Consider the following 16,473-nt stretch of genomic DNA (forward strand, 5'->3'; position numbering starts at 1 on the left):
GCCGTTCGCCCTGAGCTCGTAGGATGTGGTGAACGAAGGGAACCGCATCATTCGCGGTGCATCGGTGCGGTTCGTTCTTCACCGCACCCTACGAGCTTAGCTCAGGACAGGCCCGTCGAAGGGATTCTTGAGCCTACTGGGATAGGCTCTAAGACAGAAGAATGAGCACATCCTCGGAGGCACCATGAATTGGCCGACACCAAAGGCGCCGCGCAACCGAGACTCGGCGCCCGACCCGCGCTTCCAGCCGGCCGAGCGCCGCCCGGAACAGCCGCAAGGCGCGCCTCGCAGAATTTGGCTGACGTTCCTGATCCTCCTCCTCATCAACTACCTGCTGATGCGGTCTCTCTTTCCGGAACCCGGCGAGTCGATCACCATCCCTTATACCGCCTTCAAGGAAGAGGTCGCGAAGAGAAACGTCGAGGCGATTTACAGCCAGGGGGCGAGCGTCGAGGGCCGGTTTGCGTCGCCCGTCACCTGGCCGCCGAAAGATAGAGAAGACGTGGCGCCCGACGAGCGGCGCCTGACCGAACCCGAGCCCAAAACGGCGGACACCTTCACCACCGAACTGCCCGCGTTCGTGGACCCCGGACTGGAGGCGTTCCTGATCGAGCACAAGGTCGAGATCAGCGCGGTGCCGATCCGGGAAGGCAGTCCCTGGATCACGCTTCTGTTCGGCTTCGGCCCCGCGATCCTCATCATTCTTTTCTATGTCTGGATTTACCGGCGAGCCGTGCAGCAGGGCGGCGGCATGGGCGGACTCATGAACATCGGCCGGAGCAAGGCCCGCCGCTACGACCAGGAGGCGAGCGCCAGGGTCACCTTCGACGATGTGGCCGGCATCGACGAGGCGGAGAACGAACTGGTCGAGATCGTGGATTTCCTGAAGTCTCCCGAGAAATACACCCGCCTGGGCGGAACCGCGCCGAAGGGTGTGCTGCTGGTCGGCGCGCCGGGGACCGGAAAGACCTTGCTGGCGAAGGCCGTCGCCGGGGAAGCCGAGGTTCCGTTCTTTTCGATGAGCGCCGCCGAGTTCGTGGAGATGATCGTCGGCGTGGGGGCTGCGCGCGTGCGGGATCTGTTCAAGCAGGCGCGCGAGCACGCTCCGGCCATCATCTTCATCGACGAGATCGACGCGATAGGCCGCGCGCGCGGCCAGGTGGCGATCGGGGCCGCCAGCGAACACGAGCAGACGCTGCAGCAGATCCTCACCGAGATGGACGGTTTCACGGGCCGCGAAGGCGTCATCGTGCTGGCCGCGACCAACCAGCCCGACGTGCTCGACCGGGCGCTGCTCCGGCCCGGACGCTTCGACCGGCGCGTGGTGGTGAACCTCCCGGACAAGGTCGGCCGCGAAGCGATCCTCAAGGTTCACACCCGCGAGGTTCCGCTCGCGGACGACGTCCGCCTGGACGAGCTGGCCGCCACGACGCCCGGACTCTCGGGAGCGGACCTCAAAAACCTCGTCAACGAGGCGGCGCTGCTGGCGGCCCGGCGCGAAGAGAGCGCGGTCCGCCAGAAGGACTTTCTGGACGCGCTGGAGAAAATCGTGCTTGGCCCCGAGCGCCCGCTCCTCCTGACCCGCGAGGACCGGGAGCGCATCGCCTACCACGAGAGCGGACACGCCATCCTCGGCCTGGTGATGCCCGGCGCCGACCCGGTGCACCGGGTCACCATCGTGCCGCGCGGACAAGCGCTCGGGGTGACGTATCAGCGGCCCCAGACCGACCGCTACAACTATCCGGAAGCGTATCTCCGCGCCAAGATCGTCGGCATGCTGGGCGGCCGCGCGGCCGAGGAGATCGTGTACGGCACCCGGACCACCGGCGCCGAGAACGACATCGAGCAGGCCACCCAGCTCGCCCGCAACATGGTCACCCGCTGGGGCATGAGCGACAAGCTCGGGATGGTGCAGCTCGCGCCCCGCGAGAATCCCTACCTGAGCGGCGCCGGCGGAGGCTATGTCGGCGCCAAGCCCTTCGGCGAGGAGACCGCCCGCATCATCGACGCCGAGGTGCAAAGAATCATCAACGAGAGCCACGAACAGGCGAAGAGTCTCCTGAAGGCGCATCGCAAGGAGCTCGATGCCCTGGTCGACGCCTTGCTCGCGCGCGAGACGCTGGGCGAGGAGGAAATCCTCGAGATCACCGGACTGCCGCCCGCGCCTCCGCTGGAGACCCGTCCCCTGGCGATGGCCGGGCGAGAAAAATGAGCGCCGCGCCGGTTCGGATACCCGAGACTGTGCCCTATCGGCTTCTGCAGCATGCGTTTTCGACCGTGCCCTTGAGCGCGGGCGACTGGCTGCGCTGCATCGCGGTGGCGAGCTCGGTGCTGTGGCTTCGCGAGTCGAGCAAGCTGGTTGCGCGCGCGAGCAATCGAGCGGGCGATGCGGCATGGATAGCAACTGGGCAAAACGAGCGTGAGTAGGCGCATCGGGTTTTTCATTCTGGCGTTTGGCCTGGTCGTAGGCCTTTTTGAGGGATACAGCACTTTGCCGTCACTGGAAAACCGCAGCGTTTCGACCGCCCTGGTCGACACCGACACCACCCGGCTCGGGCGGGCGATCTCCTCGGCGGTCGCCGCGCATCCGGGACAATCCGGCCTCTATCCGCTGCCGGATTCGCGCGACGCGTTCGCCGCGCGGATGCTGCTCGCGCGGGCCGCGGAGCGCTCGCTCGACGTCGAGTACTACATCTGGCGCAAGGACTGGTCGGGCACCTTGCTGTTCGAGGCGCTGCACGCCGCGGCCGAGCGCGGCGTCCGCGTGCGCCTCTTGCTCGACGACAACAACACCGCCGGGCTCGATCCTACGCTCGCCGCGCTGGACGCTCATCCGAACATCGAAGTCCGGCTGTTCAACCCGTTCGTGATCCGGAAACCGCGCCTGATCGGGTATCTGACCGACTTCTCCCGGCTGAACCGGCGCATGCACAACAAGTCGTTCACGGCGGACAATCAAGCCACGATCATCGGCGGCCGCAATGTCGGGGACGAGTACTTCGACGCCGCCGAGGGTACGGTGTTCGTGGATCTCGATGTGATGGCGGTGGGGCCTATCGTCGAGGACGTGTCGAACGATTTCGACCGTTACTGGGCGAGCGGTTCGTCCTACCCCGTCGGCCTGTTGCTGCCGCCGGCCGACCCCGCGCGGCTGGAGCAGCTCGCATCTCAGGCGTCGTTGGTCGAGCGCGACCCCGCCGCGGCGGCTTACATGGCTGCGATACGCCAATTGCCGTTCGTGCGCGAACTGACGGAAGGCCGCCTGGCACTGGAGTGGGCTCCCGCCCGCATGGTCAGCGACGACCCCGCCAAGGCGCTCGGCCGGGCCGAGTCGGACGAGCTTTTGCCCCATCAGATGAATGAGATCATCGGCGAACCGGCCACGGATGTCGAACTCGTATCGGCTTATTTCGTGCCCACCGCCGCGGGTGTCGAATCATTCGTCGGCATGGCGGAACGCGGCGTGAACGTCACGATACTGACCAATTCGCTGGAAGCCACCGACGTGGCAGCGGTGCATGCCGGGTATGCGAAGCGGCGCAAACCGCTGCTCGAAGCGGGCATTACGCTCTATGAATTGCGGCGCTTGTCGCCGCGAACGAACCGACGCGCGGGACTGCCGGGCAGTTCCGGCAGCTCCGCGTCGAGCCTGCACGCGAAAACCTTCTCGGTGGACGGTTCGCGCGTTTTCATCGGCTCGTTCAATTTCGATCCGCGCTCGGCCAAGCTGAACACCGAAATGGGCTTCGTCATCGACAGTCCGGCCCTGGCGAGGAATATCTCCACGGCGTTCGACAGCCGCATTCCCGCCAACTCATACCAGGTGCGCCTGTCAAACAATGGGCAGTTGTACTGGACCGAGCACCGGTCCGGGGAGTGGGTGCGGCACGACACGGAACCCGGCACGAGCTTCTGGCTGCGCGCCGGCATCCGGTTCCTGTCGGCCTTGCCCATCGAGTGGCTGTTGTGAGCCGCAGTCGATCATGGCGATCACATCCGATCGAGCGGACTGACCACGCCTTGTCCGCCGCGATTCAGCACATGGGTATAAATCATGGTGGTGCTCACGTCCTTATGTCCGAGCAGTTCCTGAACGGTTCTGATATCGTAGCCCCCTTCGATCAGGTGCGTGGCAAAACTATGCCGCAACGTGTGCGGCGTCGCCGGCTTGGCTATTCTGGCAGCCTGGACGGCTTTTTTCATGGCCCGCTGCAATAGCTTTTCATCCACATGATGCCGCCGCTCGCGGCCGCTGCGCGGATCGCTCGAACAGCTCCCGGAGGGAAACACATACTGCCAGCCCCACTCTTTCGGCCTTTGAGGATACTTGCGCGCCAGGGCATCGGGAAGATACACCTCGGATTTCCCCTCGGCCGAATCCTGCTCATACAGCTTGCGGCGCTCCGCAAAGTGAGCCTGCAACGCCACTCTTAAACTCTCCGGCAACACGGTCACCCGATCCTTGGCTCCCTTGCCATCGCGGATGAGAATTTCACGCCGTTCGAAGTCCACATCCTTCACCCGCAAGCGCACGCATTCCATCAATCGCATACCCGTTCCATAGAGCAAGCGCGCCATCAGCCCGTAAACGCCATCCATCCGGGCGAGCACCGCTTGAACCTCGGAACGGGTCAGCACCGTCGGCAACCGCGCCGGCCGCTTAGCGCGTTTTCATCGCGCTCGTACGGTAGAACCGGCTTGGTGGACGTCGTTGGCGCCTTCGGCTCGGGTGAATGGATTCAAGCATTCGTAGGTCGGCAATCCTTTGCCGACGAAGACACTCGGCCGGGACGTGGTGTCGGGAAGGGGGGCTTCGGCGCTCCAATCGCCGTTTGCGATTGGGAAGGGATTCCCGGCCTACTCGCGAGTGCCCGTACAGTAGATATGAAAATGCTCTAGCCCGAACTACGTCCTTCAGTCCCGGCAAGTCGAGGCGCAATACCTCTCGATAGAGAAATAAGAGCGCCGCCAAAGCTTGATTTTGCGTCGAGGCAGACACCTTGCTTTCCACCGCGAGATGCGTCAGAAACGCTTCCACCTCGACGATACCCATGTCACGGGGATGGCGTTTGCCGTTAAAGAGAATAAAGCGCCCGATCCACTGGACATATTGTGTTTCCGTACGAATGCTGTAGTGTTTGGCCCTGACGCGGGCACGCACCTGATCCAGCAGTTTCGGGCTACCTGCGGCAGGCGGTGTATTTGCTTCAGTCATGAGTCCTGTCTACATGAAACTAGTTTATAAAATACAAAAGTTTAGGACAGAACATCCCGAGTTATACACCTCACTGCCGGTGTTATACACCTGGGGTAGGTGTCTAATACAAAGTTAGGCGCTAGAACATGAAAGAGGAGTGCCAAAAATGTGCAGAACTCTCCGTGCGCCACGAGATTCTCTCGCCTGCTCAGCTGACGAAAACAATCCGGGTGTTGCGGGCCAATGTGGCAGATGGAACGTTGGTCGATATCACGCAACCGGCGCACAGCCCATCCGGCGAGTTCAGTGAGCTTAGCGATGTCGCGCCCTGGCCAGACTATGTCGAACACTACTTCCGATGTACTGCCTGCGGGCAGCGCTTTCGACTGTCGGCTGACACCTATCACGGCGCCGGTGGAGAATGGGAGCTGTTTTAGAGTGAAGCCTAGCGCGTCAACGTCAGTGGAGTCGCCTAACAACACGCTCAACACCGACCGCCCAAAGGCTAACGCCTTTGGGTTCGCACCGCGCGTGCGCGGTGCCGGCGGGTTAGCGTGAGCGTTGGGCATGAAGCGATGGGTAAGCCAATGAGCTTGGAGCAGCACGTTCGCGAGATGGGGGAATGGCACGCCATTGTCGGAAAAGCGATTGTTGGTTTTGGTGAGCTCGAGCTCATCACCTACAAGTGCCTGGCGCATCTGCCGAACGAGAAGATCGCAGATACATCATCAAGGCTAGGCTTCGCCCTTCGCGTCGATCTGATCGTTGAAATGTTGGAAGGTCGCGAGAAGCAATCAGCGCGCATTGCGGAGTTCATCCGCATGCTGAAGCGTGCTCGAGTCCTTGCGCAAACACGCAACGACATCGCGCACAACCCCGTGATGCTAAACGTGTTCGCCCACGAAGCATCCGGGGACTTTGCTCTCGAGCGTTGCATAGCAACTGCTCGTGGCGGTCGAATCATAGATCTAGCTGCTGCGAAGGAGTTTGCGGATGAGGTGGAATCGCTTGCGGCGGAGATGTGGCTGGAGATTGGTAAGCTCGCGGAAGGGGAATCTTGAGCCAAGTACGACAAATGCCCAACAACGCGCTGCAGGCGACGTGCGGGACGCACGCGCCTGAGCGCAGACGTTATGTTTCATACCGCCGATGAAGTGCTGGGTCTGTGGTGACGAAGCTCGCACAGGCGAGCACACAATTAAAAAGTCGGACTTAAGCGCGATCTTTGGTCACGTCTCTCAAAATCGCCCGTTGTATCGGCATGCCGCGTCTCAAAGAAACGTTCCAGTCAAAGGGCTAAACGTAAACCTATTGAAATCCGGTGCTCGACTGTGCTCTCTGTGTAACAACCAGCGCACCCAACCTTTTGACCGTTCGTGGGAGCGTCTCTCCGCTGCTCTGCGGGCCAAGACTGCGCTTCGCCCTGCACCGCCACCGGGGTCAGGTCTTGCACGCCCACACCCCGCTCTGTCATCTCCCCCCACATCACGTCCCGTGGCGATAGGCGCGAGGACATTCAACGGCGGCCGTTGGCGAAGCCCTTGGCGCATTATCGAACGGAATATGCCGGCGATCCGCGCACCGGCATGGCGCTGGCCTATCTCACCGGCGATTATGCGATGAAAGCCATCGCCCGGGAATTTGGCGTGCACTACGCCACCGTGAGTCGGGCGGTGAAAGCCTACGAATCCATGCATGGGGAATGATGTGACTTTGCAAGACCTGACCCTGATTCTACGCCTTTGTTGCGTTAAGTGATAACACCACGACGACGGTGACTTACCGTCCCAATGGGTATGCGGATGTGGACTTCGAGCGCTTTCGGCCATAGATCGCCCAACAAGGCGCTTGAAGCGACGCCGGTAAGCATTGCGCCCATTTCAGGCCGCGGCAGCGGCGCGCTCCAGCTTCATCGTTAGGCCATGACCGAATCTATTCACACTCGTAAGGAAATTTTCCACAATGGATATTCCACGCATCTTCAACATCACCGAAAGTGCTCACCGCATCCATAACCCGTTCACACCCGAAAAGCTTGCCACTCTCGGCGCGGCGCTGCGTCTGGAAAGGGGGACCCGAGTGCTCGACCTCGGCAGCGGTTCGGGGGAGATGCTGTGCACCTGGGCACGCGATCACGGCGTCATCGGCACCGGCATCGACATGAGCCAGTTGTTCACAGAGCAAGCGAAATTCCGTGCCGTAGAACTCGGCGTCGCCGATCAAGTCAAGTTCATCCATGGCGATGCTGCGGGCTACGTCTCCAACGAGAAGGTCGGTGTGGCAGCCTGTGTCGGTGCCACTTGGATCGCCGGGGGAGTCGTCGGCACTATCGAGCTTCTGGCGCGGAGCTTGCGCACCGGAGGGATCATCCTCATCGGCGAACCCTACTGGCGGCAGTTACCGCCGACGGAAGATGTTGCCAAGGGGTGTCTTGCCAACTCAATCTCCGACTTTCTCATGCTTCCTGAACTTCTCGCGTCTTTCGGCCATCTTGGCTACGACGTCGTTGAAATGGTTCTGGCTGACCAAGACGGCTGGGATAGATACGAGGCGGCCAAATGGCTCACCATGCGCCGATGGCTTGAAGCCAACCCCGACGACGAGTTCGCGAAAGATGTTCGAGCCAAACTGACATCGGAACCCGAGCGCTACGCCGCTTACACGCGTGAATACCTGGGCTGGGGTGTGTTCGCGCTGATGCCGCGGTGATGCGTTGGCGTCTTGGTCGCCGTATCCAACTTTCGCGCAGCACAGAAAGGCAAAACAAATGCTTGATCGCCGTCTCGCCAGCGCCGGCTTTTGCGCTTTGGGCTATCGGCCTAATCGGGTAACCAGGGGTTTCTAACCCCCAGTCCCCACACCACCACGGCATGCGGGTCCGCACCGGGCGGTTCACGAAAAGGGAGCACACGACGATGTCAGGTGTAGCCATGGGCCTTCATCCAAAGATCACGGATAGTGATCAGCCCCTGGGTCTTCAGCCATTGGTTGGTCATCCCGGTCTGCGTCGCCAGCGTCCGCGACAGATGCCAGTAGCTCTTGCTGCTGATCGCCGTCAGGATTGCCTGGCGCTTGCTCGTCCCCAAACCCAACAGGTTCTTGACCTTGGTACGCACGTAGCGCCACTGTTTCCAGTAGCACATGCGTACCCGGCGTCGAAGCCAGTGGTCGAGTTCGGGGATCGGGCGGTAGTAGTCCGAAATGCCGAAGTAGCCCATCCAACCGCGGATATACTGGGCGAGCTTGTAAAACCGGTGAGCCATCGAGACACCCCAGCTACGCCCGGTCAGTGTCCGGATGTTGTGTTTGAAGTCCTCGAATGCCCGGTCGCCCCAACGCAGCTTGGTTCCCCGGAAATTGAATCCGAGAAACTTGGCCTGGTCGGTTTTGACCACCCGGCTCTTCTGCTCGTTGACCACCAGTTTGAGCGTGCCGGTCAGGAAGCGCGTGACGCTATCCTTCACCCGCTCGCCGGCCCGCTGACTTTTGACCAAGATCAGCAGGTCGTCCGCATAGCGGACGAACCGGTGGCCACGCCCTTCCAGTTCCTTGTCCAAGTCATCCAACAGGATGTTGGCGAGCAACGGCGACAGCGGTCCGCCTTGCGGCGTCCCCAACGCCGTTACCTGGATGGACTCGCCGACCAGAACACCCGCCCGCAAATACCGGCCAACCAGCGCCAACAGCCGCTTGTCGCCAACCTTGCGGGCCACACGAGCCATCAAGACATCGTGCCGGACGTTGTCGAAAAATTTCGCCAAGTCCAGGTCACAGGCGATGCGGTAGCCGGCCTGAAGATGACCTTGTACCTGCCTCAACGCTCCATGGGCGGAGCGTCCCGGTCGGAAACCAAAACTCGACTCCGAAAAGCCGGGGTCGAAGATCGGCGTCAATACTTGCGCGATGGCCTGCTGGATCACCCGGTCCATGACGGTCGGGATACCCAGCAGTCGTTCGCCCCCTCCCGGCTTCGGGATCGACACCCGTCGTACCGCTTGGGGTTGATAACTGCCATCGGCCAGTTGCTGGCGAATCTCGGCCCAATGCGAGCGCGCAAACTCGGCGAAGTCCTCGATGCGCATCCCGTCCATGCCGGGCGCACCCCGATTGGCCTTCACCCGCTTCCAGGCCCGTCGCAGGTTCGCACGGTCCAACACCCGCTCCATCAGATCGTCGTGCAAGGCTGGCTGCGTGACGCCACGCCGGACATCGGCTCCCCCGGTCGGGTTCACGGCCGATGCCGAGTCGCTCACGGCTCCTCCTTGTCTTCTTGTGTTCGGCCCTTCATCGTCCGGTCTTCCAGGCCGATGCGGCTAGTATGGCCTCTGCTGACTTCTGCCCGGTCACACCCTGCGTTGCCGCAAAACGCGCTGCCAAAGACAGGTCGTAGGGTCCGGTGGCTATTCCAAGGCTTTCGCCCTGGACCTCAGTCCGACTCCCATAACCTATCCCAGCCGCTCGCCGGACAGATCTCCCCGAATAAGAACATGAGCTTTCAGCGCACAACCGCCGCATTTACCCTATCTCCCGTACCCGGCGGGTTTCGTCATCATGTGCTGACTCACCCGGAGACTGAGCCTTCTATGCGGTTTCTGTTCGTCGGCTCGCACCTTTGCGCTCGGGCTTCCTTCAGACCACTCCTCGCGGAGTTGCCCTTGCCGTCGGCTAGTAGTTACATTGGCCCAAAGAATGGGCATTACAGGTACTCCTACAGGGGACTCTCACCCCATCAGTTCATGCCCATGTCGGGCGTACACCCATCATTCCACCGGACCTGCGCAAAGAGCCGCGCAGGCCGGTGAATTCAGACGTTATGCGTAACTCTCGATTGCGCTACTTAGTGGGTGCTGGGCTACTACTGGTCGCTGGCGCGACTGCCGCGGATGAACTGAGAAAAGGAATAGAGCGTCAAGCGGCCGAGATCTGCGGTTGCAGTCGTTCCGAACCTTGTCTGATCGAAATCTCGGAACGGGACCAAGGTTACAGTGTTGGAGTTCTGAAAATTGTCGCCATTGATGAGGGCGGAATCGCGAGAGTTCTTCCTTCAAAGACATACATCATGTTCGACTCCAAGGGGAGATTCGTGAAGAAGGTCGGTACTCCATGAAATTGTGCGACGCAGGCTATTCCATTGCGAGCTATGGAGATAATGCGCGCGAAATCTCGCATAGCAACCGCATGCAGCCGACGCGGCTAATGCGGAGCGTTATGCACTGAGAAGAACATGAGACTCAACGGGTGGCAAAGAGCGTGGGTCGTCCTATCGGTCGCCTGGATCGCCGTTATCTCGTCCGTGGCAATCACTTCGCAGCGTTCTGAGGAACAGAGATATCACGACTTGTTCAATGAGCTAATCCAGTATCTAATCGCACAGTCCACGGATCTACGTGGCCACACCACAGTATCGGTGCGGGCCGCTTACTCCGATATGTCGGATAGGCAGCTCGTAGAGGCCACGCATGACAAATATTTGAACAAACATCCCGCATACAGATACGGCTTCTCGGAAATTGACGCGAAGCACAGCCCAGGAACTGCGAGCACCCTCAAGCCAAACTTGCAGCGGGGCTTGGCGGCGTTGGGCGTGCCTTTAGCTCTATACTTGCTGGGTGTAGCAGTGGCGTGGGTGCGCGCGGGGTTCAGGCGTGCATAACAACGCCACCAACTCGGACGGCAAAAAGCGTCGCTTCTTCGTCGCGCCACTTTTTGCCGCCGGTTATGGCGAACGTTAGGCAACAAAAACTTAGGATTACGTCATCATGGACTTCAAGTGGTCTGATTCGGAGAAAAAAGTCGCAAGGCGAGCCTTTGATAAAGCGCTCGAGAAGGAATGCGCTTCAATCATGGCCAAGTTCAAAGATATGGCCGCGAAGGTGGAAAAACCCGAAGACCTTTGGGCGGTTCACGACTACCTCACCAAGCAACGAAGAGCGATTGATGAAAAATACGATTACCGCTATTCGCAACTGATCTTTGTATTTGCCAGGTTACTGGGCGAGAAGTGGATCGATGAAAAAGACCTACACGGTCTGAGTGCAGAGAAGCTTCAAGCCATTCAGTACATCTTGTCCAGGTAAGCGGCTATGAAAATACAGACAGTTTTGGCCGCCAGCCCTAACTATCCAGTCAACCGGACCGCCGGCAACCGTCGTCGCTCTAGCCTGCCGCCTCGCGCGGCGTCCGGTTACTTTCGCCGTTGGGCCTGTCAAGGAAAGTGACCATGACTACTTTGTTTTCATCCTGGTCACTGTTTTCCGCATTCTTGCTTGCGAGCGTTGTGCTCGCAGTTACGCCAGGCCCGGGCGTGTTCTACATCGTTACTCGGAGCCTCGTCCAAGGCCGCCGTTCGGGGCTGGTTTCAGTGGCTGCTGTCGCTTTTGGTAACCTCGGCAATGTATTTGCTGCATCTGTTGGTCTTGCAGCTTTGTTTGCTGTTTCCTCAGCCGCCTTCACAGTCGTCAAGTACGCAGGGGCCTTCTACCTTGTTTATCTTGGTGTGCAAATGTTGCGTGAGTCACAAGCCGAGGTTTCAACCTCCGTGCCTCAAGCAGCACCAGTTGGCCACATCTTCCGCGATGGCTTCGTTGTAGCACTGTTTAACCCAAAGACCACGGTTTTCTTCGCTGCGTTCCTGCCCCAGTTCTTGAGCCCGGAGGCATCGCCGATGTTTCAAACTATGGCGCTCGGTTCGATCTTCGTTGCAATTGCCGCAGTCACGGACAGCACCTATGCCTTAGCTGCCGGTGCAGTCGCACCCGCATTGACGCGCGCTCGTGGCGCCCGTCGTATCGGTTGTTGGCTTGGGGGTGGGGCGTTTATTGGCCTCGGCGTTTTCACCGCGCTGGCGGGGTCTCGCAGTGCCAAATAGGCCCAACATGGCGTTCGAGAGGGACGCGCCAAACGCGGCGCGCCACTCAACTTTACGTTAGGCGTCATGCCCGAAATCCGAGGTAATTAAAAATGCACATCGCCATACTCACCTTCCAAGGCTTCAACGAGCTCGACTCTCTCGTGGCGCTTGGCGTGCTCAATCGAATCAAGAAACCAGATTGGCGCGTCACGCTCTGCTGTCCGGAGAGCGCTGTCACTTCAATGAACGGCGTGACCGTGCATGGGCAGTCAACCCTTGCGGAAGCAACTTCCGCTGACGCAGTCATTGTCGGCAGCGGCATCAAAACGAGAGAGATCGTAAATGACTCAGCCATCATGTCGGCTCTGCGCTTGGATCCCGCACACCAGCTTATCGGAGCGCAATGCTCCGGCACGCTCATCCTTGCCAAGCTTGGCATACTCGCCAACGTTCCTGCATGCACAGATCTCACAACCAAACCTTGGGTACAAGAAGCTGGGGTTGAAGTGCTGAACCAACCCTTCTACGCATCGGGCAACATCGCCACCGCCGGAGGTTGTTTCGCGTCGCAATATCTAGCCGCATGGATTATTGCCCGCGCCGAGGGCGAAGAAGCCGCCAAGGAAGCATTGCATTACGTTGCCCCGGTTGGCGAGAAGGATGAGTACGTTTCAAGAGCAATAAAAAACATCGAGCCATATATCAGTACGATGACGCCTAACAAGGCGCTGCACCGGACTCCGCTTCGCTCCGCCGGTGAGCTTTAACGTTGGAGGCCAGAGTGAAGACTACGGCTGCAGCGCTCCTAGCCCTCGCTTCGGCTGGCGGAGTTAACGTCGTCTCCTACTTCACGCTAAGGCACAATCTCTCCCTCGGCGTCTACCCCATAGATGCAGATTCGATAGGCCTGCCGCTCGCTGACGGAGTGGTCGTTTCCATCGTTATTCTGGTCTGCCTTCTTACGGCAGTCAGGGTCCCAAAGCGCGGGGTGTGGACCGTGTCATTGGGAATGATGCTTGCCATCTTGGGTGGTCTCATTGCGTCGCTGATGGCTTTCTCATGGGCCGATTCAAGACATTACCCGATCGCGATCGCCTACCTTCCGTTGGCGGCGCTGTGCGCCACCATTGTCGTCGATCGAATTCGCATCCTGGCCTCCAACAAATTGCTGCAGGCGACGCGGGAAACCCGCGCGCCTGAGCAATAGCGTTAGCCATCGTTTCATGAAACTTGAAGACCAAGCTGAGATTGTTTCCCTGATGCGAGCTGCGCGCGATAAAGCGCGCGGCTACGCTGATTTCTTCGGATGGGCGATAGATAGAGATCTAGAGGAGTGGGGCGTAGTCGTCGCCCTTGCGGAGTCAATGCATGCCGACGGCACGCTCTTCTTTTCAAAGATAAAGAGTCGCCGGCGGCCCAATGATCCTCCGGATTGTGAGGCTCTTGGGGAGAGCGGTCAGCGGCTCGCCATCGAGGTCACTGAGCTTGTTGATGGCCCTATGATCCACGAGTACAAGCGGGCACGGAAGGAGAGGAAGCTCAGCGAATGGGCTGAGTGGAACCAACAGAAGTTTATCGACGCGCTCACGTGCTGTATCACGAAGAAGGATCGGCGTTTTCCAGCGCTGAAAGACCCGCCGTACTCTGATGGTTACATGGTTGTGATACATACGGATGAACCCGGTTTGCCTCGCAACGTAGTAGAAAAGTTTCTTGATGGGCACGTCTTTCAGAAGCCCGAATACATTGATCGAGCACTGCTCCTTCTATCATATGACCCGAGCATTGAACGGTGTCCGTACTTCGAATTAAAGTGGATGGCTAACGAGGCGCTCCAGCCGACCGCGCCGATGCGGCGCAGCGGCTGAGCTTCGTCGTTAGCCCCTGTGCGCATGGAGAAGTGACATGATGAAGCAAGCAAAGAACACGATTTGCCTTTGGTACGACGGCGACGCCGAAGAGGCGGCGCGTTTTTACGCGAAGACCTTCCCCGATTCATCTGTTGGTGCGGTACATCGCGCACCGGGGGACTTTCCATCCGGGAAGCAAGGGGATGTTTTGACGGTCGAGTTTACTGTCATGGGAATTCCCTGCCTCGGGCTTAATGGCGGACCCAACTTTAAGCACAGCGAAGCGTTCTCCTTTCAGGTCGCAACCTCTGACCAGGCAGAAACCGATCGTTACTGGAACGCGATCGTGGGCAACGGTGGCGAAGAGAGTTCGTGCGGCTGGTGCAAAGACAAATGGGGCCTCTCCTGGCAGATTACCCCACAGGCTTTGACAGAAGCGATAACCGACCCCGATCGCGCTGCTGCCAAGCGTGCATTCGATGCAATGATGCAGATGAGAAAGATCGACATCGCGGCAATCGAAGCGGCGCGCCGTGGTTGAAGCGGGAAGTGGACGATGGTACCTCCTGCCACATTTACGCTCTGATCGTCAGGTGGCGGCTAACAATTCGTCCAAGCGGACGCGCTGACGCGCGCCACTTAACTCAAACGTTAGCCCGCAGCCATCGCGTTCCTGCTCAAAGGACGCTCTCGGTAACTGCAAGGAGAGTTTCAGTGAAGTATCTTCTTACCTCGGCCGGTATCAAGAACACGAGCATCCACAATGCGCTGCTCGACCTGCTGGGCAAACCGATTGCCGAGTCCAGCGCCCTCTGCATTCCCACCGCGGCGTATGCCTTGCCCGGCGGTGCTGACATCGCATGGCGGCTGATCAGCGGACGAGATCCCGTCTGCCCCATGTGCGAATTGGGTTGGAAGTCCTTGGGAGTGCTGGAGCTGACCGCGCTGCCCAGCATCGATAAAGAGCATTGGGTCCCCATGGTCCAGGCAACTGACGTCCTGCTGGTGGGAGGCGGCGATCCCTTGTACCTGTGTTATTGGATGCGGCAATCAGGACTGGCAAGCCTCTTGCCGTCACTGCGCGAGACGGTTTACGTGGGACTGAGCGCCGGGAGCATGGTGATGGCCCCCAGCATCGGGGAGGACTTCGTCCGCTGGAAGCCGCCCACCGGTGGCGATGAAACATTAGGACTGGTGGATTTTTCGATGTTTCCACACCTCGATCACGAGATGCTGCCGGAGAATTCCATGGCTCACGCGGAAAAATGGGCCGCCGGCATGCGTGTGCCGGCGTACGCCATGGACGATCAGACCGCCATCAAAGTGATCGATGGCATGGTCGAGGTTGTCTCCGAAGGCCATTGGAAACGATTTACGCCCTAATGGGCGGGGTGAGAGTTGGCTGGAAGGTGATGAGGTGGCAGGCAATGCAGCCTACTCATGGTTCGCTCTTGCAGCGGGCTTCACCCGCTGCGGCACTCGGGTGAACTCAAACTTTGGGCGCTATGCAAGGAGATCAAATGTCCGGTGAAACTACAGGTGCTGTACGTTTAATGCTTCGACTTGAGGGGCTGTGTGTTCTCCTCGCAGCGGTGCTTGCTTACTCGAAATTGGGCTTTAGCTGGGGTACGTTTGCATTGTTCTTTCTCACCCCGGACGTTTCGTTTCTAGGTTATCTCGCTGGGGCACGGGTTGGTGCCATAACCTACAATGCCGCACACTCGTATATCGGTGCGATTGCCTGTCTTCTCGTAGGGCTCCTCCTCCCTGCCCCCGTGCTTTCATGTGCGGGCGTCATATGGTGCGCCCACATTGGCTTTGACCGTGCTCTAGGTTACGGGCTCAAGTATTCAGTGGGGTTTGGTTTTACCCATCTCGGCATTATCGGTCGGTTTGCCAGGCCCGCTCCTAACCCTGCATTCGAGAGGGACGCGCCAAAAACGGCGCGCCCCTCAATTTGAACGTTAGGGGCTCACGCAGAAGGAAGCCTTATGTCCAGCCGAACTGAAAAGCTCCACACAATTACTAAGCGGCTTATTCTCATGACAGCCTGCGCTCTCGTGATAGTGGTTTCGATATTCGGGCTGTCATTCCTCTTTCACCAACGACTCATGGTGTCGTGGTTATGCTTTGGTTGCGGACTACTTGGTGGTTTTGTAAGCATCCAGCAACGCCTGAAGAAGCTTGCCGATGAAGAACTTGAACTATTGTCCCGGTCATGGTTTCAGATTCTGCTAATTCCAATCTACGGTGGGATATTCTCTCTCGTTCTATACGTGGGCTTTTTGAGTGAAATCTTGAACGGACCACTCTTTCCTCATTTTGCATTTCCCCCATTTTCTGAGCCTCTACCAACAGCAGACGACCTGATCAGATTCATCAACTCTACCTATCCAGCATCAGGGCAGGATGTAGCAAAGCTTCTCTTCTGGGCATTTATTGCTGGTTTCTCAGAACGCCTCGTCCCACAGATTCTTCAGAAGAGCGAACAAGGGCTTTCCGACGAAAAGCCACACCCCTAACCATTCGGTCGAGAGGGAACCTGCAAGCTGCGCTTGCAGGTTCCCTCCGCGGCT

19 protein-coding genes are annotated in these 16,473 nt (G+C 59.2%); 16 read left to right on the plus strand and 3 right to left on the minus strand.

What is annotated here, in order from left to right:
• The first annotated feature begins 184 nt into the window (after positions 1–184).
• From ftsH to ACWJJK_RS19485, 3 genes are read left to right on the plus strand one after another with little or no spacing between them, the layout of a single operon-like run.
• On the plus strand, positions 185–2,212 hold the full coding sequence (ftsH, locus tag ACWJJK_RS19475) for an ATP-dependent zinc metalloprotease FtsH (RefSeq protein ID WP_454128399.1): 2,028 nt from the start codon (positions 185–187) through the stop codon (positions 2,210–2,212).
• Complete coding sequence (locus tag ACWJJK_RS19480; protein ID WP_454128400.1) at positions 2,209–2,427, plus strand: hypothetical protein; 219 nt, start codon at positions 2,209–2,211, stop codon at positions 2,425–2,427. The genes ftsH and ACWJJK_RS19480 overlap by 4 nt, the downstream gene beginning before the upstream one ends.
• Positions 2,420–3,970 carry a phospholipase D family protein gene (locus tag ACWJJK_RS19485; protein ID WP_454128401.1) on the plus strand — a complete coding sequence of 517 codons (1,551 nt, stop codon included), beginning with the start codon at positions 2,420–2,422 and terminating at the stop codon, positions 3,968–3,970. The genes ACWJJK_RS19480 and ACWJJK_RS19485 overlap by 8 nt, the downstream gene beginning before the upstream one ends.
• A 20-nt stretch (positions 3,971–3,990) precedes the next feature.
• On the opposite strand, the gene ACWJJK_RS19490 is transcribed toward ACWJJK_RS19485, so the two are convergent.
• Positions 3,991–4,638: an integron integrase gene (locus ACWJJK_RS19490; RefSeq protein WP_442777817.1), complete on the minus strand. Its 648-nt coding sequence runs from the start codon at positions 4,636–4,638 to the stop codon at positions 3,991–3,993.
• A gap of 22 nt (positions 4,639–4,660) precedes the next feature.
• Positions 4,661–5,215 (minus strand): phage integrase N-terminal SAM-like domain-containing protein, encoded by a 555-nt coding sequence (locus ACWJJK_RS19495; RefSeq protein ID WP_442777816.1) that lies wholly within the window; start codon positions 5,213–5,215, stop codon positions 4,661–4,663.
• A gap of 128 nt (positions 5,216–5,343) precedes the next feature.
• Here ACWJJK_RS19495 and ACWJJK_RS19500 point away from each other — a divergent pair, with 128 nt between their 5' ends.
• From ACWJJK_RS19500 to ACWJJK_RS19515, 4 genes are all read left to right on the plus strand, one after another.
• Positions 5,344–5,634 carry a hypothetical protein gene (locus tag ACWJJK_RS19500; protein ID WP_434131937.1) on the plus strand — a complete coding sequence of 97 codons (291 nt, stop codon included), beginning with the start codon at positions 5,344–5,346 and terminating at the stop codon, positions 5,632–5,634.
• Between the two features lie 150 nt (positions 5,635–5,784).
• Positions 5,785–6,258, plus strand: a complete 474-nt coding sequence (locus ACWJJK_RS19505; protein WP_434131936.1) for a hypothetical protein — start codon at positions 5,785–5,787, stop codon at positions 6,256–6,258.
• A gap of 480 nt (positions 6,259–6,738) precedes the next feature.
• Positions 6,739–6,903, plus strand: a complete 165-nt coding sequence (locus ACWJJK_RS19510; RefSeq protein WP_434131934.1) for a helix-turn-helix domain-containing protein — start codon at positions 6,739–6,741, stop codon at positions 6,901–6,903.
• Positions 6,904–7,159: 256 nt separating this feature from the next.
• Positions 7,160–7,906 carry a methyltransferase domain-containing protein gene (locus ACWJJK_RS19515; RefSeq protein WP_434131931.1) on the plus strand — a complete coding sequence of 249 codons (747 nt, stop codon included), beginning with the start codon at positions 7,160–7,162 and terminating at the stop codon, positions 7,904–7,906.
• Between the two features lie 209 nt (positions 7,907–8,115).
• Here the strand turns inward: ACWJJK_RS19515 and ltrA are convergent, their stop codons facing one another.
• Complete coding sequence (gene ltrA / locus ACWJJK_RS19520; RefSeq protein ID WP_434131930.1) at positions 8,116–9,450, minus strand: group II intron reverse transcriptase/maturase; 1,335 nt, start codon at positions 9,448–9,450, stop codon at positions 8,116–8,118.
• 1,506 nt (positions 9,451–10,956) lie between these two features.
• Here ltrA and ACWJJK_RS19525 point away from each other — a divergent pair.
• From ACWJJK_RS19525 to ACWJJK_RS19565, 9 genes are all read left to right on the plus strand, one after another.
• Positions 10,957–11,274: a hypothetical protein gene (locus ACWJJK_RS19525; RefSeq protein WP_166642655.1), complete on the plus strand. Its 318-nt coding sequence runs from the start codon at positions 10,957–10,959 to the stop codon at positions 11,272–11,274.
• A gap of 143 nt (positions 11,275–11,417) precedes the next feature.
• Complete coding sequence (locus ACWJJK_RS19530; RefSeq protein WP_077730030.1) at positions 11,418–12,065, plus strand: LysE family translocator; 648 nt, start codon at positions 11,418–11,420, stop codon at positions 12,063–12,065.
• A gap of 92 nt (positions 12,066–12,157) precedes the next feature.
• A complete protein-coding gene (locus ACWJJK_RS19535) occupies positions 12,158–12,814 on the plus strand; it encodes a DJ-1/PfpI family protein (protein ID WP_434131928.1) in 657 nt (218 codons plus the stop codon).
• A 14-nt stretch (positions 12,815–12,828) separates the two neighbouring features.
• Complete coding sequence (locus tag ACWJJK_RS19540; RefSeq protein ID WP_133718433.1) at positions 12,829–13,254, plus strand: hypothetical protein; 426 nt, start codon at positions 12,829–12,831, stop codon at positions 13,252–13,254.
• 16 nt (positions 13,255–13,270) lie between these two features.
• On the plus strand, positions 13,271–13,915 hold the full coding sequence (locus ACWJJK_RS19545) for a hypothetical protein (RefSeq protein ID WP_133718434.1): 645 nt from the start codon (positions 13,271–13,273) through the stop codon (positions 13,913–13,915).
• 37 nt (positions 13,916–13,952) lie between these two features.
• Entirely contained in the window at positions 13,953–14,438 is a 486-nt protein-coding gene (locus ACWJJK_RS19550) for a VOC family protein (protein WP_086135666.1), read from the plus strand.
• A gap of 173 nt (positions 14,439–14,611) precedes the next feature.
• Positions 14,612–15,280: a Type 1 glutamine amidotransferase-like domain-containing protein gene (locus tag ACWJJK_RS19555; protein WP_086135665.1), complete on the plus strand. Its 669-nt coding sequence runs from the start codon at positions 14,612–14,614 to the stop codon at positions 15,278–15,280.
• 170 nt (positions 15,281–15,450) lie between these two features.
• Complete coding sequence (locus ACWJJK_RS19560) at positions 15,451–15,858, plus strand: DUF4260 domain-containing protein (protein WP_454129057.1); 408 nt, start codon at positions 15,451–15,453, stop codon at positions 15,856–15,858.
• A 30-nt stretch (positions 15,859–15,888) separates the two neighbouring features.
• Entirely contained in the window at positions 15,889–16,419 is a 531-nt protein-coding gene (locus ACWJJK_RS19565; protein ID WP_077730021.1) for a hypothetical protein, read from the plus strand.
• Positions 16,420–16,473 lie beyond the last annotated feature (54 nt).

Source organism: Methylocaldum gracile (genome assembly GCF_053646815.1).

Excerpts from the sequence above, each read along its gene's own strand:
- ACWJJK_RS19505 (WP_434131936.1), top strand. The coding sequence starts at position 5,785 with ATGAGCTTGGAGCAGCACGTTCGCGAGATGGGGGAATGGCACGCCATT.
- ACWJJK_RS19560 (WP_454129057.1), top strand. The coding sequence starts at position 15,451 with ATGCTTCGACTTGAGGGGCTGTGTGTTCTCCTCGCAGCGGTGCTTGCT.
- ACWJJK_RS19535 (WP_434131928.1), top strand. The coding sequence starts at position 12,158 with ATGCACATCGCCATACTCACCTTCCAAGGCTTCAACGAGCTCGACTCT.
- ACWJJK_RS19495 (WP_442777816.1), bottom strand. The coding sequence starts at position 5,215 with ATGACTGAAGCAAATACACCGCCTGCCGCAGGTAGCCCGAAACTGCTG.
- ACWJJK_RS19480 (WP_454128400.1), top strand. The coding sequence starts at position 2,209 with ATGAGCGCCGCGCCGGTTCGGATACCCGAGACTGTGCCCTATCGGCTT.
- ACWJJK_RS19545 (WP_133718434.1), top strand. The coding sequence starts at position 13,271 with ATGAAACTTGAAGACCAAGCTGAGATTGTTTCCCTGATGCGAGCTGCG.
- ACWJJK_RS19530 (WP_077730030.1), top strand. The coding sequence starts at position 11,418 with ATGACTACTTTGTTTTCATCCTGGTCACTGTTTTCCGCATTCTTGCTT.
- ACWJJK_RS19565 (WP_077730021.1), top strand. The coding sequence starts at position 15,889 with ATGTCCAGCCGAACTGAAAAGCTCCACACAATTACTAAGCGGCTTATT.
- ACWJJK_RS19550 (WP_086135666.1), top strand. The coding sequence starts at position 13,953 with ATGATGAAGCAAGCAAAGAACACGATTTGCCTTTGGTACGACGGCGAC.
- ACWJJK_RS19525 (WP_166642655.1), top strand. The coding sequence starts at position 10,957 with ATGGACTTCAAGTGGTCTGATTCGGAGAAAAAAGTCGCAAGGCGAGCC.
- ACWJJK_RS19500 (WP_434131937.1), top strand. The coding sequence starts at position 5,344 with ATGAAAGAGGAGTGCCAAAAATGTGCAGAACTCTCCGTGCGCCACGAG.
- ftsH (WP_454128399.1), top strand. The coding sequence starts at position 185 with ATGAATTGGCCGACACCAAAGGCGCCGCGCAACCGAGACTCGGCGCCC.
- ACWJJK_RS19515 (WP_434131931.1), top strand. The coding sequence starts at position 7,160 with ATGGATATTCCACGCATCTTCAACATCACCGAAAGTGCTCACCGCATC.